This is a genomic window from Nocardioides montaniterrae, from assembly GCF_054782655.1.
In genome coordinates, this window is sequence record NZ_BAAGSB010000005.1 from 38,183 (window position 1) to 56,521 (window position 18,339).

Below are 18,339 nucleotides of genomic sequence, written 5' to 3' on the forward strand. Positions count from 1 at the left end.
CTACCTTGCCAGCGCGCGGAGCGCGGAGCGCAGCAGCGCGCCCACGTCCGGCGTGGAGCCGGTCGAGACCTCGTCGGAGACGACCTCGATCGCCTTCTCGGCGTCCTTGGTGGCGTAGCCCAGACCCATCAGGCCCTGGAGCACCTGGTCGCGCCACGGTTCGGCCGAGCCGACGCGGGCGAGGGCGCCGCCGGCGCCGATCGGCGCACCGATGCGGTCCTTGAGCTCGAGGATGATCCGCTGCGCGCCCTTCTGGCCGATGCCGGGCACCTTGGTCAACGTCTTCACGTCGTCGCTCGCGACGGCGGCACGGAAGCCGTCCGGTGACAGCACGGCCAGGATCGCCTGGGCGAGCTTGGGCCCCACGCCCGAGGCCGTCTGGGCGAGCTCGAAGATCGACTTCTCGTCCTCGTCGACGAAGCCGAACAGGGTCATCGAGTCCTCGCGCACGATCATGCTGGTCGGCAGCGTCGCCTCCTGGCCGTGGCGCAGGGTGGCCAGGGTCGCGGGCGTGCACATGAGCTCGAGCCCGACTCCCCCGACCTCGAGGACGGCGCTGGACAGGCTGAGGTCGGCGACCCGACCCCGGACGAAGGCGATCACGATGTCTTCCTTCCGGCCGCGGCCAGCGCGGCGTCGATGCGGTCCTGGGCGCCACCGCGCCAGATGTGGGTGATAGCCAGTGCCAGCGCGTCGGCGGCGTCGGCCGGCTTGGGCGGGGCGTCCAGCCGCAGGATGCGGGTGACCATCGCGCCGACCTGCGCCTTGTCGGCGCGACCGCTGCCGGAGACGGCGGCCTTGACCTCGGACGGCGTGTGCAGCGCGACGGGCAGCCCGCGGCGGGCGGCGCAGACCATGGCGATCCCCGCGGCCTGGGCCGTGCCCATGATCGTGGAGACGTCGGACCGGGCGAAGATCCGCTCGATGGCGACCCGGTCGGGGCGGTGCTCGTCGAGCCACGCGTCGATGCCGCGCTCGATCGTCACCAGGCGCTCCGGCACCGCGAGGTGCGAGGAGGTGCGGACGACGCCCACGTCGACCATCGTCAGCGGCCGGCCGACGGTGCCCTCGACCACGCCCAGACCGCACCTGGTCAGGCCGGGATCGATCCCGAGCACCCTCATCGCACACACCCCTGTCGAACGTCTGTTCTATCGCCGCAACGTTAGCCCGAGACGGGACGAGGGGCGCCCGCGACACGCGGGCGCCCCTCGGTCTCAGCGGGCTCGGGTCGCGACCGGCGCGACCACCGAGATCGGGTCAGGCGTCGACCTGCTCCAGGACCTCGTCGGGGATGTCGGCGTTGGAGAAGACGTTCTGCACGTCGTCGAGGTCGTCGAGCACGTCGACGAGCCGCATCACCTTCTCGGCCGTGGCGACGTCGGCGACCGGGATGTCCATCGAGGCGACGAACTCCACGTCGGCGGAGTCGTAGTCGAGACCGGCCTCCTGGACCGCCGTACGGACGGCGACCAGGTCGGTGGCCTCGGACTGGACCTGCCAGGACTCACCGAGGTCGTTGACCTCCTCGGCACCGGCGTCGAGCGTCGCCTCGAGGACGTCGTCCTCGCTGACGTCCTTGCCGTCCTGCGACTTGGCGAGCACGACGATGCCCTTGCGGCCGAACAGGCGCGAGACGGAGCCGGGGTCCGCCATGGTGCCGCCGTTGCGGGTGACCGCGGTGCGGACCTCCATCGCGGCGCGGTTCTTGTTGTCGGTCAGGCACTCGACGAGCAGCGCGACACCGGACGGGCCGTAGACCTCGTACATGATCGTGTCGTAGGAGACCGCGTCCCCGGTGAGACCGGCACCGCGCTTGATGGCGCGATCGATGTTGTCGTTGGGGACCGACGACTTCTTGGCCTTCTGCACCGCGTCGACGAGCGCAGGGTTGCCCGACAGGTCGGCGCCGCCTGCCCGCGCAGCGATCTCGACGACCTTGATCAGCTTGGCGAAGCTCTTGGCCCGCTTGGCGTCGATCGCGGCCTTCTTGTGCTTCGTGGTTGCCCACTTGGAGTGGCCCGACATGAGTCCTCTACTTCCCTGCTGCGCTCTTCAAGACCGAACCCGTCGATCCTAACGGCCGCGCAGGATGCCCGTTTCGGGCCCACCCAGCGGGGGTAGGCCGGTCCTGCACGCACTTTCGGAAAGGCACCGCCGTGGCCGCACCAGTCATCGACACGCCCATCGCCGCTCTCTACAAGGCCGGCAAGATCTACGTCCCACAGGCAGCCGCGACGCTGTCGGCCGCCGCGAGCGCGATCGGGGGGCCGGTGGCGACCCTCGACCTCGGTGCCGCCGCTGCGGGCGACCCGGCGGTGATGAGGGACGCCCTCGCGGTGCTGAGCCAGGTGAGCGCGGCCGCCAGCGCCGGCACCAGGTCGCTCAACGACGCGGCGTTGGCGCTCGTCGCGACAGCCGATGACTTCGTCCGCACCGACACCTCGGTCGCACGCCAGGCCCACGACCTCCAGCGCGCGCTGGGCGATCCTCACAGCAAGCTGGGCCTCGACACGGCCGAGCGCCAGGAGCTCGCGCAGGCACGTCCCGACCAGAGCGCGGTGCCGAAGGCGACCGGTGACCGCAGCGGCGCCGGCGGCGACGGCGAGATCGACATCTTCGGGCTGCACCTGCCGATCCACCAGGACTCCACGCCCGCCCCGACGACCGATCCCGGCACGGACCGAGGCACACGGGACGACACGGAGTCGAACAGCCTGACGGAACTCGCGGACGGCATCTCATGACCGACTTCGACCTCAGCACCTTCACGTCGCAGCTGGCGGAGATCGAGACGTACCTGGGCTACGTCCGTGGCAACGAGGCCGTCGAGACCGAGGCCGCGCAGATCAATGCGCGATTCTCCGACGACAACGACTCCAAGGCCGTGATCTTCCTCAGCCACTGTCCCGACGCGTCGTGCCGACGGGGAAACGCCCTCCGGCTCGCCTACCCCGACGACCTCGAGCAACAGGTCTTCGACGCGCTCCACGCAGCCTGGGACACCGGGCCCACGTGGGCGTCCGGCATCGCCGGCTACCTGGGTTCGATCACCAACCAGATCACCGAGCCGTACATCCCCGGCATGACGTCCGCCATCAGCCAGCTACAGACCGGTGTGGTCCAGCAGCTGAAGGCCCTCAAGGACGACGACTGGGCCTACATCGACGGTCTGTACGACGCGTGGGACGGCGACGCGGGACGCAAGTTCCAGACCCTGTACGACAACTACAACGAACGGATGAACATCTGGGGCCAGTACGCCGGCAGCGCGACCCTCGGCTTCGCGCTGGCGACCGCCCTCATCGCGGGCCACCAGACCGCGGTCGGCAAGTACGTCGAGTCCATCCGCAACGGGGTCCGCACCATGGCGCAGACCTGGCCGGACTGCAAGTACGGCTCGATCGACGCGCCCGTGTGGCTGACCACTGCCGAGACCATCGGCAAGGACGTGCTGAACATCTTCAACGGCGTGAAGATCATCAAGGACGTCGGCGAGCTCATCGACAAGATCGGGTCCACGGTCGACATCATCAACACGATCGCTCCGGAGCACCAGGAGGTCGGCTTCTCGGCCAAGACCGCGGAGGATCTGTACACCCAGCTGACCGGCGAGCTGTACGACCACCACCTCTCCCCGCTTCGGCAGTCGCTCGACGACCTCGCCGCCGGCAAGGCCGACTGGTCCATCAACCTCAGCGGCGACCTCGACAGCGAGACGTTCGCCAGCTCGGGTCTGCGCAAGGCCGTGGACGCGATGACGAGGGACCAGTGGTTCCTGCCCGACCCCGGGACGGGCAACCTCAACACGCAGGGCGTGTCGTTGCCGAGCGGCCGCTGATGGCACGTCGGCGCCTCGCGGGCATCACGACCGTCGTGCTCGCGTCGTTCCTGGGTGCGTGCGGCAGCCACCCGGCCGACCCCGTCGAGACGTCGCCCGCACCGGCCACGGCCCCCGACGTGCTCTGGACGTCGCCGGCCTACCGCGACGGCAGCGGCGCGTCCGAGGCCTTCGCCGTCGACGGCGGCACGATCGTCGCCACGCCCGTCGAGACGGTACGGCTCGACGCGCATGGGTCGCCGGTCTGGTCGGTCGCGCAACCCGCACGTCTGCGGCATCGCACAGAGTCCGCTGTCGTCGCCGACCGCGTCCTGGTGATCTCGCACCACGGAGGTTGGCGCCCCCACGACACCGTCGTACGCGCCCTGGATGCTCAGGACGGCAGCCTCGCCTGGACGCGAGCACGACTGAGCCGGGTCGCCGTCGGCCGCGACGAGGTGTTCGCGACCGCATGCCGAGCCGGCTCGGCATGCCGGCCGATCACGCTCGACCCCGAGACCGGCAAGCTGCTCTGCCGAGGGTCGGTTCACCCCTGCCCGCGCTCCCCCGGCAGCCCGCACCCGACCCCGAGCGCCGTGATCGCGAGCAGTGGCGGCGTCGAGGTGACGTACGCCGACGGCGAGCTCGTCGCCCGCGACGCCGGTGGGGCACGCGTCTGGCGTACGCCGGCACCCGGCGAGGTCCATCGCCTGGGCGCGGACTCGATCGTCGTCGGCACGACGGGGCGCGACGGACGCGAGAAGACCGTCGTGCGCTCGATCGCGACGGGCAGGATCAAGCTGAGGCTCGACGGGCGCTACGTGAGCGCTGGCCCATCGTGGATCGCTGTCTTCAGGCGCACCGACGGCTCGTCGGACAGCGGCCGGCTGCTGCTGTTGTCCCGGCCGACCTGATCGCCGTCAGCCGACGAGGTCCAGGAAGAGCCGGTGGATCCGTCCGTCGCCGTCGACCTCGGGGTGGAACGAGGTCGCGAGCAGGTGCCTCTGGCGTACGGCGACGGGGTGACCCGCCGCGGTGGCCAGCACCTCGACCTCGGGGCCGGTCTCCTCGACCCAGGGCGCACGGATGAAGACGGCGTGCACCGGCTGGTCGAGCCCGGTCACGGTCAGGGTGTCCTCGAAGGAGTCGACCTGGCGGCCGAACGCGTTGCGCCGCACGGTGACGTCGAGGCCGCCGATGGTCTCCTGGTCGGCGGTACCGCCGACGATCCGGTCGGCCAGCATGATCATGCCGGCGCAGGTGCCGAACGTCGGGAGGCCGTCCTTGACCGCGGCCCGCAACGGCTCGAGCAGGTCGAAGGCGCGCGCGAGCTTCCACATCGTGGTGGACTCCCCGCCCGGCAGGACGAGTCCCTCGCACCGCGACAGCTCCTCGGGGCGGCGTACGGGGAACGCGTCAGCGCCGAGGGCGGTCAGGGCCGCGAGGTGCTCGCGGAAGTCCCCTTGCAGGGCGAATACTCCGATCGCAGGCACCTACCAAGCCTAATGACCGCCCTCGGGCGCCGGAGGTCAGGCCATCTCCGGAATGCGGAGGTGTGCCATCGCGAGCTCGAACTCACCCCCGTCGACCACGTCCACGCCCGCGTCGCGTACGCCGGCGTCGCGGATCGCCCAGGCCTGGTCGGCGGAGCGCTCCATGTTCTCGGTCGAGTCGAAGCCGACCGTGACGCAGGCACGGCTGCGGGTCCGGTCGAGCATCAGGCTGGCGCTGCAGAAGCCCTGCATCTGCTCGAGGTGGGGCATCACGCCCATGCGGAACACGTCGATGCCGCGGTCGACGTCGGCATGGTCGGTGCGCAGCCAAGTGACGCGGCAGCAGCTGCTCGTCGGCATCGAGGGTGCCCGGTGCATGGCCGCCATCTCCCACTCCTCGACCACGGGCGGGGAGCCGAGGACCTTGCCGAGCCGCTCACGCAGCGGCACCAGGTCCTGGCGGCTCTGCCTCATGTCCTCGGCGAAGCGCCAGGACGTGGTGGCGATGCACATGCCGCTGGTGCGGTCGACCATGAAGGACATCCCGAGGCACTGCGGCAGCTCCGACAGCGCGGGCATGATCCCGTCGCGGACGAAGGCGATCCCGGCATCGAGCGTCATCGGGTCGCCCTGATAGGTGGATGAGCGTGCGTACACGTGGTTCTCCGTCCGGTCGGGGCAGCGCCCCAGCGACGCCGCCGTTGCTTCCACCGTGCGCGTGACCGGCCGGTAACACAAGGGGTCCGCGGCGATTCGCCGCGGACCCCTTGGTCAATTCTCAGGCTGGTGACTACCAGCCACGCTCGGAGAGACGGTGGGGCTGCGGGATGTCGTCGACGTTGATGCCGACCATCGCCTCGCCCAGACCGCGCGAGACCTTGGCGATCACGTCGGGGTCGTCGTGGAACGTGGTGGCCTTGACGATCGCCTCGGCACGCTGGGCCGGGTTGCCCGACTTGAAGATGCCGGAGCCGACGAAGACGCCCTCGGCGCCGAGCTGCATCATCATCGCGGCGTCGGCCGGCGTGGCGATGCCACCGGCGGTGAACAGCACGACGGGCAGCTTGCCGGTCTCGGCGATCTCCTTGACGAGCTCGTACGGCGCCTGCAGCTCCTTGGCGGCGACGTACAGCTCGTCGGCGTCGAGGGTGGCGAGGCGACGGATCTGGGAACGCAGGGTCCGCATGTGGGTGACCGCGTTCGAGGCGTCGCCGGTGCCGGCCTCGCCCTTGGAGCGGATCATCGCGGCGCCCTCGGTGATCCGGCGCAGCGCCTCACCGAGGTTGGTGGCACCGCAGACGAAGGGGACCGTGAAGGCCCACTTGTCGATGTGGTTGGCGTAGTCGACCGGGGTCAGCACCTCGGACTCGTCGATGTAGTCGACGCCGAGCGACTGCAGGACCTGCGCCTCGACGAAGTGACCGATGCGGGCCTTGGCCATGACCGGGATCGAGACGGCCTCGATGATGCCGTCGATCATGTCGGGGTCGGACATGCGGGAGACGCCGCCCTGCGCGCGGATGTCGGCGGGCACGCGCTCGAGCGCCATCACGGCGACCGCGCCGGCGTCCTCGGCGATCTTGGCCTGCTCGGCGTTGACGACGTCCATGATGACGCCGCCCTTGAGCATCTCGGCCATGCCGCGCTTGACTCGGGACGTACCGGTGTTCTGCTGGTCGGTCATGCCGCCGATTCTACGGCGCGACGTACGCCGAACCCGCCTCGGGTCAGGCCTGCGGGCCCACGTCGCCGACACCGTCGGCGACCGCGGCCTCGGTGACCTGCGCGAGCCGGATCTCGGTGTCGCGGGCGACGCACTGGCGGTAGACCTTCATGCACCGGAAGAAGACCGTGTACGTCGAGGCTGCGGCCAGCGCCCACAGCGTGACGTACATCAGGATCGGCAGGTGGAAGATCGCGCCGAGACCGGTCATCACCAGGGTGGAGACCAGTCGGTCGGCACGCTCGGCCAGGCCGCCCTTGGCGTCCATGCCGAGCGACTCGGCCTTCGCCCGGGCGTAGGAGGTGACGTTGCCGGCCGCGAGCAGGTACAGGCACAGGCACAGGTAGACGTACCTGTGGTGCGGCCCGACCGCGGCGAAGTAGAGCGCCAGACCACCGAAGATGGCGGCGTCACCGATCCGGTCGAGCGTGGAGTCCCAGAACGAGCCGAACGTCGAGACCTGGCCGGTCGTCCGGGCCATGTACCCGTCGATCAGGTCGCTGAACACGAAGGCGGTGATGAACAGGACTCCCACCAGCAGGTGACCACGCGGGAAGAACACCAGCGCACCGGTGCACACCCCGAGGGTGCCGACGAAGGTGACCATGTTGGGGGTCACCCCCAGCCGGATCAGCAGATGGGCGACCGGGGCCCAGATGTTCGTCCAGAAGGCGCGGAACCGTTCAAGCACCCCGCGAGGCTACCGGCCCCAGGCGTCCGCGAGGAGATCGCGGGTGTCTCCCAGGAGCTGCGGCAGCGTCTTGGTGCCGCCGACGACCGTCATGAAGTTGGCATCACCGCTCCACCGCGGCACGACGTGCTGGTGGAGGTGGGCGGCGAGCGAGCCGCCCGCTGCTCCTCCGAGGTTGAGCCCGACGTTGAACGCGTCCGGCGCGGAGACGCCCCGGATCGTGCGAAGTGCCTCCTTGGTCAGCTCGGTCAGCTCGTCGGTCTCAGCGGCGTCGAGGTCGGTCAGGTCGGCCACGTGACGGTAGGGCAGCACCATCAGGTGGCCCGGGTTGTACGGGTAGAGGTTGAGCACGACGAAGCAGGTGGTCCCGCGATGGACGACCAGCTCGTCGTCGGTCGAGGTCGCCGGGTCGGCGGTGATCCGGCAGAACGGGCACTCGGGCCGCGGCGGGCCCGCGACCGGCTCCTCGATCCCGCGGACGTAGGCCATCCGGTGCGGCGTCCAGAGCCGCGACAGGCCGTCAGGATCCGTCATCGGCACCGCCCAGCTCGTGGCGCAGGCTCCCCAGCGGCTCATCGGGGATCTCGATCCCTCGCGACCGGGCCATCCCGTCGATCTGCACCCAGACGGCCACCGACAGCACCTTGGCCATGTCCTCCACCACGGGTTCGAGGATCGGGCGCCCGAGCCAACGGCGTACGCCGGCGAACGCACCGCCGACGATGCCGAACACCCACGGCTCCAGGCCGGCGCGGTCCACCTCGCTCAGCTCGAACCCGAGCGCATCGACCACCGCGTTCATGATCGCCTCGATGCCGACCGCGATCTGCTCCATCGCCAGGGCCAGCGGGCTGGTCCCCCAGTCGGAGACGTCCCGCTCGACGAACGCCAGCATCGCGGGGTGCTGCTGGCACCAGCGCACGAACGCGCCGACGACACCGTCGACGAGCTCCTGCGGCCGGCGGTCGACCGCGAGAGCGACGGCGAGCACGGTGCCGAGCTGGTCGCAGATCTCGCTCTGCACCGCGCGGTCGAGGTCGGCGCGGTCCTCGAAGTGGCGGTAGATGACCGTGCGGCTCAGGCCGGCGCGTTCCGCGACGGCCTGGACCGGCACCTCCTCGCCGGGCGCCTGGGACTCCAGGACCGCGACGGCGGCGTCGACGATCACCCGGCGGCGCTGCTGGTTGTGCTCGAGCCAGCGCACCTGGCGACCATCGGGCTTGGGCGTAGCCATCGCTCCCCCGTTCTCAGCTGCCTGGGCGATCAGGATTGATGGAACCACGGGTCTGTACCGGACACGCCGGGACAGATCAGATTGCGGTCGCGACGCGCCTCGATCCACTGGGCCAGAACGGCCGAGCCGCCCTGGATGCTCCACGAGGCCGAGCACCGCCGCTGCGCCTCGGCGGCCGAGGTCTGGCCGGCAGCGCGCCACTCCGGGACGTTCGAACCCAGGCGGAAGCTGCCGACGATCCCGCGCCAGATGCTGGGCGTGCCGTAGACGCCGACCTTGTAGCCCGCGTCGTGGTAGCCCCTCGCCGCGCCCTGCACGATGGCGGCGTTGCGCTGCTGGTTGCCGGACGGCCAGTCGAAGTGCGGGACGTTCTCGACGTCCAGCCACACGATCGGCGTCTGCAGGCCCACGACGCCCATCGCGCCGACGTTGAACGTCGCCTGCGCGTAGCCGACGTTCTTGAGCCGTCCGATCTCGTCGGAGGGGTCGAACGGGCCGTGCGTGGCGTACTTCTGCAGCGTCTTCGCGTCGGGATAGCTCAGCACGGAGTACGTCGCGATCTCCAGGCGGTGCACCTTCGCCCACTGTGCCTGGTCGCGCAGGCACGGGTTGCGCACGAAGCCCGGACCGTTGGTCAGGCCGATGACCACGAAGCTGGCGTCGGGCAGCGGCATGGGCTCGCCGGTCGACCTCTTCTCCGGGATGCCCATGCCGGCGGGGCAGTTGGGCCAACCGATGTCCGCGCCGTAGGTCGCCGTCGGCACCGCCGTGGTGGCGCTCTGGGACGGTACGGCGGCCGTCGACTGCTGACCCGCCAGCGACTGCGCCATCGAGGCGAGGCTGCCTGCGTCGTTGGGCAGCGGCGAGCCGGTGCCCTGGGCCGGGGCGCCCCCGTCGACGCTGACCGTGGGGACGTCCTTGGCGGGGTCCTTGGCCTTGTCGCCGGTCACGCTGTCGGGCAGCGAGCACCCGGCGAGGAGCGCCGTGGTCGCGATCGCGACGAGGACGCGCTTCATCAGACCTGCTCGCGCGACTCGACGGCGGCCACGACGCGAGCGATCGCCTCGGCGATCGGTACGCCGTTGTCCTGGCGACCGTCGCGGTAGCGGAAGCTGACGGCGCCGGCCTCGACGTCCGCGTCACCGGCGATGATCATGAACGGCACCTTCTGCAGCTGTGCGTTGCGGATCTTCTTCTGCATGCGGTCGTCGGAGTCGTCGATCTCCACCCGGATGCCGTGCTTCTTGAGCTGGGCGGCGACGTCGTACAGGTAGTCCTCGTGCCGCTCGGCGATCGGGATGCCCTCGACCTGGACCGGGGCGAGCCAGGGAGGGAACGCGCCGGCGTAGTGCTCGACGAGCACGCCCAGGAACCGCTCGATGGAGCCGAACTTCGCCGAGTGGATCATCACCGGCTGCTGCTTGGAGCCGTCGGGAGCGGTGTACTCCAGCCCGAACCGCGCCGGCTGGTTGAAGTCGTACTGGACCGTGCCCATCTGCCAGGTGCGGCCGATGGCGTCCTTGGCCTGCACGGACACCTTCGGGCCGTAGAACGCGGCACCGCCCGGGTCGGGGACGAGGTCGAGTCCGGTCTCCGCGCACACGTCGGCGAGGACCTGGGTCGCCTTCTCCCACTGGTCGTCGGTGCCGATGAACTTGTCGCTGTCACCGCGGGTCGAGAGCTCGAGGTAGAAGTCGTCGAGACCGAAGTCCTTGAGCACGCCCAGCATGAAGCTCAGCAGGTGCTTGACCTCGGCCGGCGCCTGCTCGGCGGTGCAGTAGGAGTGGCTGTCGTCCTGGGCGAAGCCACGCACGCGGGTCAGGCCGTGGATGACGCCGGACTTCTCGTAGCGGTAGACCGAGCCGAACTCGAACAGCCGCAGCGGCAGCTCGCGGTAGGAGCGCCCGCGCGAGCTGAAGATCAGGTTGTGCATCGGGCAGTTCATCGCCTTGAGCTGGTAGTTCGCGCCCTCGAACTCCATCGGCGGGAACATCGTCTCGGCGTAGTGCGGCAGGTGGCCCGAGGTGTGGAACAGCCCGTCCTTGCTGATGTGCGGGGTGCCGACGTACGAGAAGCCCTCCTCGATGTGCCGCTGGCGGACGTAGTCCTCCATCTGCCGCTTGATCACGCCACCCTTGGGGTGGAACACCGGCAGGCCCGAGCCGATCTCGTCGGGGAAGCTGAACAGGTCCAGCTCGCGGCCGAGCTTGCGGTGGTCGCGCTTCTCGGCCTCCTCGAGCCGGTGGAGGTGGGCGTCGAGCTCGTCCTTGGTCGGCCAGGCCGTGCCGTAGACGCGCTGGAGCTGCTTGTTCTTCTCGTCGCCGCGCCAGTACGCCGCCGCGCTGCGCATCAGCTTGAACGCCGGGATGCGCTTGGTGGTCGGCAGGTGCGGGCCGCGGCAGAGGTCCTTCCAGGCGACCTCGCCCTTGCGGTTGATGTTGTCGTAGATCGTCAGCTCGCCGGCGCCGACCTCGACCTCGGCGCCCTCGGCGCCACCGCCCTTGAGGCCGATCAGCTCGATCTTGTACGGCTCGTCCGCGAGCTCCGCGAGCGCGTCGGCATCGGTGGTGACCCGGCGGTCGAACCGCTGGTTCTCCTTGATGATCTTGCGCATCGCGCTCTCGAGCTTCTCAAGGTCGGCGGGGGTGAACGGGACCTCGACGTCGAAGTCGTAGTAGAAGCCGTCGGTGATCGGCGGGCCGATGCCGAGCTTGGCCTCCGGGAAGACCTGCTGCACGGCCTGCGCCAGCACGTGCGCGGTCGAGTGGCGCAGGATGTTCAGGCCGTCAGGGCTCGCGATGTCGACGCCCTCGACCTCGTCCCCGTCGACCAGCTCGTACGACAGGTCCTTGAGGGCCGCGTCGGCGGTCGCGTCGGTCCAGACCCGTGCGGCGATCACGTCGGGCTCGTCGGCGTACAGCTGCCAGGCCTTGGTGCCGGCCTCGACGGTCCGCTTCTCCTCTCCGGTGCTCGAGCGAAGAAGGATCTGGAGGTCGGCCACAGCGGTCACCTTTGCTGATCTGGGTACGGCGACCCCTACGAATGGGCCGCGCTCGTGGCCCCGACTCTACCGAGAAGCCGTTTGCCCGCATCCGGGTATCGGCCCATGCTGGCCGACGTGGACGACCTGTTGGCGCGCGTGCAGGCTGCCTTCACCGTGACCGGCATCGATCACCCCGGGTGGCCGGACCCGCATCCCGACCTCGCGGCGCCTGCGGACGAGGAGTACTCGCGCTGCCTCGACGCGACCAAGTACCGCATCCTCCGGGCGCGGGTGGACGCCTGGGCGCAGGCGTGCACGGGCCTCGGCATCACGGTGGCGGACCGGCCGCTGGCCGAGGGAAGGCTGAGGCTGGAAGGCCACGGAGAGGTACGCCGGGTCCGTCGCTTCTCCGCGGGCGGAAGTCCGTCGCTGCTGGTGACGGAGTACGTCGTCGGCGACCTTCCGGTCGTCAACGTCCACCGGACCCTTGATGGCGGGGTGGGCGATCTGCTCGCGAGCGTGCCGTACTGCGGCTGCGACGCCTGCGACGACGGCTCGGACGCCCTGCTCGACGACCTGGACCAGGCGATGCTGACGCTGGCCGGAGACGGCTGAGGTTCAGGCGCAGGCGCGGCCGGCGCCGACCGCCTTGAGACCCGCGAGGTCGCCCGCGCTGTAGCGGTGGGCCTGCCGGGTCGTCTGCTTGAACATGATCGCGCTGCGGTCGGTGGTGTGAGCCAGACCCATCACGTGGCCGAGCTCGTGCAGGATGACCTGGCCCCAGTCGATCGCGCCGGAGGCGTGGAAGCCGTGGCGCAGGTGGTGGGTGCGGTCCAGCACGACCGAGCCGTGCTTGTAGTAGCCGTCCCAGCCGGTCTCGGTCGAGGCGTTGCCGACGACGGTGCCGGCGAGGACCGGGACCTGGCGCGGGGTCGCCCAGGAGATCAGCAGCTTCGCGCCGGTGCTGGAGGGAGAGTCGACGAAGGCCACATTGCTGGTGCGGCCGACGTACTTGAACCTGATGCCGGTCGCCGACGAGACGGTCGCGATCGCACGCTTCATCGTGCGCAGCGAGCCGGTGTAGCCGCCCTTGGGGTTGTAGACCCAGCTGATCGTGCGGCAGGGGTTCCAGTAGCGCTCGTCGGCGAACTTCGAGAACGAGCGCGCGCTGCCGGCCGGCGTGTACGACTCATGGACGTCGTAGGAGACGAGCGCGGTGCTGGCGTCGCTGGTCGCGATCCGCAGGCTGCGCTGACCGATCCACCACGTGGGGGCGGTGACGGTGTAGTCACCGGCCGTGTCGGCGTCGACCGCGCCGAGCGGCTGCCACTGGCCGTCACGCATCCAGGAGACCTGGACGTGCGAGCTGGGGGCGGCGGTCCCACTGACCACCATCGCCTTGTCGACGGCGACGGTCGTCGCCGAGACGCGGGCCGACAGTCGCGTCGTTGCCGACGCCTCACCGGTCGTCAGCAGAGCCAACGGGGCCGCGAGGGCGAGGACGACGAGGAGTCGCAGGTAGTTGGTGAACACAAGCGGCGACGCTAACTACGGCTAGCAAAAGAACGCCAATCGCCACGCCTGGAAACACCGCCAATGTGACCTGTTCCACTCCGACGGCGCCATTTCAGGCGTGAATTCCGATGGATCACTCATGTCTCGCAATATCAAGGTATTGCTAACACTTGATAGCAAGCAGACGCTTGGTAGCCGGACGGCTTGCACAGCTTGGTCAGGGCAAGCGGCTTCGTCGTTCCCGCCCGCGCCACCAGATGGCGGTCGTACGCTCCTCGGATGCAGCGACGTGCGCTCGCCGGCATCGCCCTCGCGCTGTTCCCCATCACGGCCGCCAACGCCGACGACACCGAGCCGTCCGGCGACACCCGGACCAGCCACATCGCAGACCTGCTGCGCGCCCGCGAGCGGATCGGCCTCGCCGTCTCCTGGTACGCCCACGCGGAGAAGATACGTATCCCCGCTGGCCACGGTCGATGCTGTGTCGCGATCTTCCATGCGGACCCCGGCCAAGCGTGGCGGGTGGCCCGCGACCTCCGGGGAACTTGGTATGCGAAGAACGGCCGCAGCTTTGTGCAGCCCTATCGCAGCTGGGACTGGACCGCCGGCGGCACGGGCGACACGTATCGACAGACCGCGCAGTGGGCCCGCAAGCGCCTCGGCGTCGGCTGGACCGTGGTCGCTCCCGTGTGAGCGATGGCACTTCCGCGGCATGCCGCAGGAACCAAACAGCCCCTGACTCGCGTTTCCGCAGGTCAGGGGCTGTTTTCTTCTGGTGGACGATACTGGGTTTGAACCAGTGACCTCTTCCGTGTCAAGGAAGCGCGCTACCGCTGCGCCAATCGTCCTAGCTTGTTGAGTTGTTTCGAGGTGGGTACGGGATTTGAACCCGTGTACACGGATTTGCAGTCCGTTGCCTCGCCTCTCGGCCAACCCACCGCGGTGATCACCACCGACTGGGGTCAGCCAGTGGTCTGACCACTCAGAGCGGACGACGAGACTCGAACTCGCGACCCCGACCTTGGCAAGGTCGTGCTCTACCAACTGAGCTACGTCCGCATCGCAGCGATTCGCGGACCGTTTCCGGGCCGTTCCTTGCTGCGTCGAGAACATTAGCCGATCCCCCAGAGCGCGCCAAAACCGGGTCCACTTCGGTGCGTCGTACGCGCTGCTCCGCCCTAGAGTGAGGCCCATGCGCGCGTGGATCAACGGCACCCTGCTCCCCGATCCGGCAGCGGCCGCCGTACCCGTCACGGACCACGGGCTGACCGTCGGCGACGCGGTCTTCGAAGCCGTCAAGGTCGTCGACGGGATGCCGTTCGCGCTCGATCGTCACCTCGCGCGGCTGGAGCGCTCGGCCGCGGGCCTGGGCCTGGTCGGGCTCGACGTCGAGCAGGTACGCCGCGGCATCGCCGAGGTCCTCGAGGGCGACCTGCTGCGCCTCGGCCGCCTGCGGATCACCGTCACCGGTGGCAACGCTCCCCTGGGCTCGGGCAGGGGCGACTCGCCGCTCACCCACGTCGTCGTGGCGGCGTCGATGCCGCCCGCTGCCGAGAGCGTCGCCGTCGTCACCGTCCCGTGGCCGCGCAACGAGCGCTCGCCGCTGGTCGGCCTGAAGACCACGTCGTACGCCGAGAACGTCGTCGCGCTCGCCCACGCAGCCGAGCGTGACGCCAGCGAGGCGATCTTCGCCAACCTGGCCGGCGACCTCTGCGAGGGCACCGGCTCCAACGTCTTCTACGTCGTCGACGGCGAGCTGCGCACGCCCACGTTGGCCAGCGGCTGCCTCGCCGGCGTCACCCGCGACCTCGTCCTGGAGTGGTACGGCGCCCGCGAGGTCGACGAGCCGATCGCGGTCTGCGCGCAGGCCGACGAGATCTTCCTGGTCTCCACGACCCGCGACGTGCAGCCGGTCCACCGCTGGGACGACCGCGAGCTCGCCGTGCCCGGCCCGGTCACCCGCGCCGCTGCCGCGGCCTGGCGGGAGAACGAGCCGTCCCTGTTGCACCCGACCACGATGTGATCCCCGAGGAACCCTGCGTTAGAGTCTTCCCGCACGGGTGATTGGCGCAGCGGTAGCGCACTTCGTTCACACCGAAGGGGTCACTGGTTCGAACCCAGTATCACCCACCGTCACGCGAGGGCCCCGACCGAAGAGGTCGGGGCCTTCGACGTTCCAGCAGTTCGTGGATCCGTTCCCAGCCGCCCGGATCGGTGCCAGAATCACGCGGCACCCCCGAGGAGGTTTCATGACCGAGCGCCGTTCCGTCTTCGACCCGCGTCGTCCGCTCGAGGCACGTCGGCAGTCGGTGGTGAACCTGTGGGACCTCCTCGTACGCCGCGGCATCGCCGACACGTCGCGCACGCCCTCGACGATCATCGACACCGGCCGCACCCGCGAGGTGCACCGCTACGACGCGACCGGGCCGACCTCCGGGCGTCCAGTGCTGCTGGTCCCCCCGCTGGGCGCCCAGGCGTCGTGCTTCGACCTGCGGCAGGGGCTGTCACTCGCGGCCGACCTCGTCGAGCGGGGCAGGCCGACGTACCTCGTCGACTACGGGCCGCTGGCGGGAGCCGACCGCAAGGTCGGCATCGAGCACTTCCTCAACGACGTGCTGCCCGACGCGATCCGGACCGTCTCCGAGGACGCCGGTGGACAGGACGTGCACCTCGTCGGTTGGTGCATGGGCGGGCTGCTCTCGCTGGGCACGACCGCGCTCCACCCGGACCTGCCCGTGCGGACCGTGGCGATGGTGGCCAGCCCGTTCGACCTGTCGAAGAACCCGCTGCTGACGCCGTTCCGCCTCGCCTCGAAGGTCACCGGCGGACGGATCGTCAGCGGCGCGGTCCGGGTCGCCGGCTCGGTGCCCGCGCCGATCGTGGGGCTGGGGTTCAAGGCGACGGCGCTGCCGACGTACCTCAAGAAGCCCAAGACCCTGTGGACCCGCCGCGAGGACCGCGACTTCCTGGGTCAGATCCAGGCCGTCGACGAGATCATGAACAACATGCTCGCCTACCCCGGCAAGGCGACGATGCAGATCTACCTGCAGCTCGCGATCCGCAACGAGCTCGCCAGCGGCAAGGTGCAGGGACCCAACCGCGTGGTCGACCTGGCCGAGGTGACGGTTCCGGTGATGAACGTGGCCGGCATGACCGACGTGCTCGTGCCGCAGGCCGTGGCGCACCACGTGGGCGACCTGCTGCCCGGCTCCCCCGACGTACGCCTGCCGCTCGCGCCGGGTGGCCACCTGGGCGTCCTCACCGGCACCAAGGCGCCGGAGACGACGTGGGCCTACCTCAACGAGTTCATCGACGACCACGACGACTGACGCCGCGCGCGGTCAGAGGTGCGCGAGCACCTCGCGCGCGGCCCGCTCACCGGAGCGGACGGCACCGTCCATGTAGCCGCTCCAGTACGTCGAGGTCTCGGTGCCGGCGAAGTGCACCCGGCCGTGCGGCGTACGGATGGCGGAGCCCCACGTCGTGAGCGCACCGACGGCCGGCAGGGCGGTCGGTGCGCCGGTGGTCCACTCCTCGCGCACCCAGTCGTGCTCGACGTACTCGATCGGGTGCAGCGCCTGGTCGCCGAACATCTGGGCGAAGCCCTCGAGGATCCGCTGGCGGCGCTGCGGGAGGGAGAGGTTCGCGACGGCGGCACGCGTCGAGCCCCCGACGAACGCCAGCAGGACCCCGACGTGGCCGTCGGCCGGGCTGTTGTCGAAGACCGCGCGGGTGTCGCCCATGGCCGCGACGCCGGAGCCGGAGTAGCCGGCGGCGCGCCAGAACGGCGTGGCGTAGACCGCGTCGCACTTCATCAGCCGGCCCATCGGCATGTGCGCCATCAGAGCGTGCCGCCGATCGGAGAGCCGTGGACGCCAGTCGATGTCCAGCACCAGTGGCGGAGGTACCGCGACGATCACCCGCCGCGCGCGGACGCGGCCACGGTCGGTGTGCACGTCCATCCGTCCGTCCGGGGCCCGGGTGATGGCCCGGACCGCCGCATCGAGCGCCACCCGGTCGCCGAGGTGCTTGGCCATCGCCAGCGGCACCGCCTGCGAGCCCAGCACGAAGCGTGAGTCCTGGGCGCCGCCGGACGTGCCCGAGGAGCGCTCGAACGTGCCGACGTGCGACTCGTCGCCCGCGGTGGCGACGTACCAGAGCAGGAAGAGCAGCGAGAAGTTCTTGCCATCGGACCCGAAGGCCGGCTGCAGGTAGCTGAGGATGACCTTGTCGATCGCCGGGACCAGCGACTGCTTGGCGATCCAGTCGCTGGCGCTGATCGCGTCCCACTCGGCAGCCTTGGGATGCTTCCACGGCGCGTTGACGTCGATCTGCTTGGCCATGCCGTCGATGCTCATCTGCAGCAGCGCCGCGTCGGCGAGGATCGCCGGGTCCGTCGGCACGGTCCCGGTGTACGTCGACCGCGCGCCGGACGGGCTGATGTAGACGTTCTTGCCGGAGATGTACTCCTTGAAGGTCTTCACGCCCAGCTCGTCGGCCAGGCGCAGGATGTGGTCCTGGGTCGGCCCGACGAAGGCACCGCCCGACTCGATGACGCCGCCGGCGCGCAGGTGGTGGTTGAGGACGCGACCGCCGACGCGGTCCCGGGCCTCGACGACCAGCACGTCCTTGCCGTGCTTGCGCAGCTGCCGCGCGGCCGTCAGCCCGGCGATGCCGGCACCGACGACGACCACGTCGTGGTGCCCGCGGATGCTGCCCGACCGGGTGGCCGCCTGGGTCGGGTCGGCGAGGGGGCCGAGGCCCGCCAGGCCGACCCCGGCCGCCGTACCTGCCAGCAGGCCGCGCCTGCCGATGCCGTCGACGAGAACACGTTCCATAACTGGTCAACGTACGCCAGCGAGCGGCGTTCCGGCCGGAGA

General features: G+C 70.1%; 20 protein-coding genes and 4 tRNA genes. 8 read left to right on the top strand and 16 right to left on the bottom strand.

Annotated elements, in window-relative coordinates; translation table 11 throughout:
• From ruvA to ACYVJ3_RS09755, 3 genes are all read right to left on the bottom strand, one after another.
• On the bottom strand, positions 1-603 hold the full coding sequence (ruvA, locus tag ACYVJ3_RS09745; RefSeq protein ID WP_460852767.1) for a Holliday junction branch migration protein RuvA: 603 nt from the start codon (positions 601-603) through the stop codon (positions 1-3).
• A complete protein-coding gene (ruvC, locus tag ACYVJ3_RS09750; RefSeq protein WP_460852768.1) occupies positions 600-1,124 on the bottom strand; it encodes a crossover junction endodeoxyribonuclease RuvC in 525 nt (174 codons plus the stop codon). The genes ruvA and ruvC overlap by 4 nt, the downstream gene beginning before the upstream one ends.
• A 136-nt stretch (positions 1,125-1,260) precedes the next feature.
• Positions 1,261-2,028 carry a YebC/PmpR family DNA-binding transcriptional regulator gene (locus ACYVJ3_RS09755; RefSeq protein WP_460852769.1) on the bottom strand — a complete coding sequence of 256 codons (768 nt, stop codon included), beginning with the start codon at positions 2,026-2,028 and terminating at the stop codon, positions 1,261-1,263.
• Positions 2,029-2,159: 131 nt separating this feature from the next.
• Here ACYVJ3_RS09755 and ACYVJ3_RS09760 point away from each other — a divergent pair, with 131 nt between their 5' ends.
• The 3 genes from ACYVJ3_RS09760 to ACYVJ3_RS09770 are packed head-to-tail and all read left to right on the top strand — an operon-like array spanning position 2,160 to position 4,734.
• The gene (locus ACYVJ3_RS09760) at positions 2,160-2,747 is read left to right on the top strand and encodes a hypothetical protein (protein ID WP_460852770.1); all 588 of its coding nucleotides are present in this window, start codon (positions 2,160-2,162) and stop codon (positions 2,745-2,747) included.
• Positions 2,744-3,841: a hypothetical protein gene (locus ACYVJ3_RS09765; protein WP_460852771.1), complete on the top strand. Its 1,098-nt coding sequence runs from the start codon at positions 2,744-2,746 to the stop codon at positions 3,839-3,841. The genes ACYVJ3_RS09760 and ACYVJ3_RS09765 overlap by 4 nt, the downstream gene beginning before the upstream one ends.
• Positions 3,841-4,734, top strand: a complete 894-nt coding sequence (locus ACYVJ3_RS09770) for an outer membrane protein assembly factor BamB family protein (protein ID WP_460852772.1) — start codon at positions 3,841-3,843, stop codon at positions 4,732-4,734. Before ACYVJ3_RS09765 ends, ACYVJ3_RS09770 begins: the two co-directional genes overlap by 1 nt.
• A gap of 6 nt (positions 4,735-4,740) precedes the next feature.
• Here the strand turns inward: ACYVJ3_RS09770 and pdxT are convergent, their stop codons facing one another.
• From pdxT to thrS, 8 genes are all read right to left on the bottom strand, one after another.
• Positions 4,741-5,313 carry a pyridoxal 5'-phosphate synthase glutaminase subunit PdxT gene (gene pdxT / locus ACYVJ3_RS09775; RefSeq protein ID WP_460852773.1) on the bottom strand — a complete coding sequence of 191 codons (573 nt, stop codon included), beginning with the start codon at positions 5,311-5,313 and terminating at the stop codon, positions 4,741-4,743.
• A gap of 36 nt (positions 5,314-5,349) precedes the next feature.
• Positions 5,350-5,970, bottom strand: coding sequence for a hypothetical protein (locus ACYVJ3_RS09780; RefSeq protein WP_460852774.1), 621 nt, complete (start codon positions 5,968-5,970; stop codon positions 5,350-5,352).
• Between the two features lie 133 nt (positions 5,971-6,103).
• Positions 6,104-6,997: a pyridoxal 5'-phosphate synthase lyase subunit PdxS gene (gene pdxS / locus ACYVJ3_RS09785; RefSeq protein ID WP_460852775.1), complete on the bottom strand. Its 894-nt coding sequence runs from the start codon at positions 6,995-6,997 to the stop codon at positions 6,104-6,106.
• A 43-nt stretch (positions 6,998-7,040) separates the two neighbouring features.
• Entirely contained in the window at positions 7,041-7,727 is a 687-nt protein-coding gene (gene pgsA, locus ACYVJ3_RS09790) for a phosphatidylinositol phosphate synthase (protein WP_460852776.1), read from the bottom strand.
• 9 nt (positions 7,728-7,736) lie between these two features.
• The gene (locus ACYVJ3_RS09795) at positions 7,737-8,261 is read right to left on the bottom strand and encodes an HIT family protein (protein ID WP_460852777.1); all 525 of its coding nucleotides are present in this window, start codon (positions 8,259-8,261) and stop codon (positions 7,737-7,739) included.
• Complete coding sequence (locus tag ACYVJ3_RS09800; protein WP_460852778.1) at positions 8,248-8,961, bottom strand: TetR/AcrR family transcriptional regulator; 714 nt, start codon at positions 8,959-8,961, stop codon at positions 8,248-8,250. The genes ACYVJ3_RS09795 and ACYVJ3_RS09800 overlap by 14 nt, the downstream gene beginning before the upstream one ends.
• 29 nt (positions 8,962-8,990) lie before the next feature.
• Complete coding sequence (locus ACYVJ3_RS09805; RefSeq protein WP_460852779.1) at positions 8,991-9,977, bottom strand: hypothetical protein; 987 nt, start codon at positions 9,975-9,977, stop codon at positions 8,991-8,993.
• The gene (gene thrS, locus ACYVJ3_RS09810; RefSeq protein ID WP_460852780.1) at positions 9,977-11,962 is read right to left on the bottom strand and encodes a threonine--tRNA ligase; all 1,986 of its coding nucleotides are present in this window, start codon (positions 11,960-11,962) and stop codon (positions 9,977-9,979) included. The genes ACYVJ3_RS09805 and thrS overlap by 1 nt, the downstream gene beginning before the upstream one ends.
• 117 nt (positions 11,963-12,079) lie before the next feature.
• Between thrS and ACYVJ3_RS09815 the strand changes: the two genes are divergently transcribed.
• Entirely contained in the window at positions 12,080-12,559 is a 480-nt protein-coding gene (locus ACYVJ3_RS09815; protein WP_460852781.1) for a DUF6226 family protein, read from the top strand.
• A 3-nt stretch (positions 12,560-12,562) separates the two neighbouring features.
• Here ACYVJ3_RS09815 and ACYVJ3_RS09820 read toward each other — a convergent pair whose 3' ends face one another.
• On the bottom strand, positions 12,563-13,477 hold the full coding sequence (locus ACYVJ3_RS09820; protein ID WP_460852782.1) for a matrixin family metalloprotease: 915 nt from the start codon (positions 13,475-13,477) through the stop codon (positions 12,563-12,565).
• A gap of 261 nt (positions 13,478-13,738) precedes the next feature.
• On the opposite strand from ACYVJ3_RS09820, the gene ACYVJ3_RS09825 reads away from it, so the two are divergent.
• The gene (locus ACYVJ3_RS09825; RefSeq protein WP_460852783.1) at positions 13,739-14,152 is read left to right on the top strand and encodes a hypothetical protein; all 414 of its coding nucleotides are present in this window, start codon (positions 13,739-13,741) and stop codon (positions 14,150-14,152) included.
• An 80-nt stretch (positions 14,153-14,232) separates the two neighbouring features.
• Here the strand turns inward: ACYVJ3_RS09825 and ACYVJ3_RS09830 are convergent.
• From ACYVJ3_RS09830 to ACYVJ3_RS09840, 3 genes are all read right to left on the bottom strand, one after another.
• A tRNA-Val gene (locus tag ACYVJ3_RS09830) sits at positions 14,233-14,307 on the bottom strand.
• 20 nt (positions 14,308-14,327) lie between these two features.
• Positions 14,328-14,398, bottom strand: a tRNA-Cys gene (locus ACYVJ3_RS09835).
• Between the two features lie 47 nt (positions 14,399-14,445).
• Positions 14,446-14,518, bottom strand: a tRNA-Gly gene (locus ACYVJ3_RS09840).
• Between the two features lie 133 nt (positions 14,519-14,651).
• Here ACYVJ3_RS09840 and ACYVJ3_RS09845 point away from each other — a divergent pair.
• The 3 genes from ACYVJ3_RS09845 (at position 14,652) to ACYVJ3_RS09855 (ending at position 16,788) form a co-directional block, all read left to right on the top strand.
• Positions 14,652-15,482, top strand: a complete 831-nt coding sequence (locus tag ACYVJ3_RS09845; RefSeq protein ID WP_460852784.1) for an aminotransferase class IV — start codon at positions 14,652-14,654, stop codon at positions 15,480-15,482.
• A gap of 35 nt (positions 15,483-15,517) precedes the next feature.
• Positions 15,518-15,589, top strand: a tRNA-Val gene (locus tag ACYVJ3_RS09850).
• A 119-nt stretch (positions 15,590-15,708) separates the two neighbouring features.
• Positions 15,709-16,788 (top strand): alpha/beta fold hydrolase, encoded by a 1,080-nt coding sequence (locus ACYVJ3_RS09855; protein WP_460852785.1) that lies wholly within the window; start codon positions 15,709-15,711, stop codon positions 16,786-16,788.
• Between the two features lie 12 nt (positions 16,789-16,800).
• Here ACYVJ3_RS09855 and ACYVJ3_RS09860 read toward each other — a convergent pair whose 3' ends face one another.
• A complete protein-coding gene (locus ACYVJ3_RS09860; RefSeq protein ID WP_460852786.1) occupies positions 16,801-18,297 on the bottom strand; it encodes a flavin monoamine oxidase family protein in 1,497 nt (498 codons plus the stop codon).
• Positions 18,298-18,339: the final 42 nt, after the last annotated feature.

Excerpts from the sequence above, each read along its gene's own strand:
- pdxS (WP_460852775.1), bottom strand. The coding sequence starts at position 6,997 with ATGACCGACCAGCAGAACACCGGTACGTCCCGAGTCAAGCGCGGCATG.
- ACYVJ3_RS09845 (WP_460852784.1), top strand. The coding sequence starts at position 14,652 with ATGCGCGCGTGGATCAACGGCACCCTGCTCCCCGATCCGGCAGCGGCC.
- ruvC (WP_460852768.1), bottom strand. The coding sequence starts at position 1,124 with ATGAGGGTGCTCGGGATCGATCCCGGCCTGACCAGGTGCGGTCTGGGC.
- ACYVJ3_RS09795 (WP_460852777.1), bottom strand. The coding sequence starts at position 8,261 with ATGACGGATCCTGACGGCCTGTCGCGGCTCTGGACGCCGCACCGGATG.
- ACYVJ3_RS09825 (WP_460852783.1), top strand. The coding sequence starts at position 13,739 with ATGCAGCGACGTGCGCTCGCCGGCATCGCCCTCGCGCTGTTCCCCATC.
- ACYVJ3_RS09755 (WP_460852769.1), bottom strand. The coding sequence starts at position 2,028 with ATGTCGGGCCACTCCAAGTGGGCAACCACGAAGCACAAGAAGGCCGCG.
- ACYVJ3_RS09765 (WP_460852771.1), top strand. The coding sequence starts at position 2,744 with ATGACCGACTTCGACCTCAGCACCTTCACGTCGCAGCTGGCGGAGATC.
- ACYVJ3_RS09805 (WP_460852779.1), bottom strand. The coding sequence starts at position 9,977 with ATGAAGCGCGTCCTCGTCGCGATCGCGACCACGGCGCTCCTCGCCGGG.
- ACYVJ3_RS09855 (WP_460852785.1), top strand. The coding sequence starts at position 15,709 with ATGACCGAGCGCCGTTCCGTCTTCGACCCGCGTCGTCCGCTCGAGGCA.
- ACYVJ3_RS09860 (WP_460852786.1), bottom strand. The coding sequence starts at position 18,297 with ATGGAACGTGTTCTCGTCGACGGCATCGGCAGGCGCGGCCTGCTGGCA.
- ACYVJ3_RS09800 (WP_460852778.1), bottom strand. The coding sequence starts at position 8,961 with ATGGCTACGCCCAAGCCCGATGGTCGCCAGGTGCGCTGGCTCGAGCAC.
- ACYVJ3_RS09770 (WP_460852772.1), top strand. The coding sequence starts at position 3,841 with ATGGCACGTCGGCGCCTCGCGGGCATCACGACCGTCGTGCTCGCGTCG.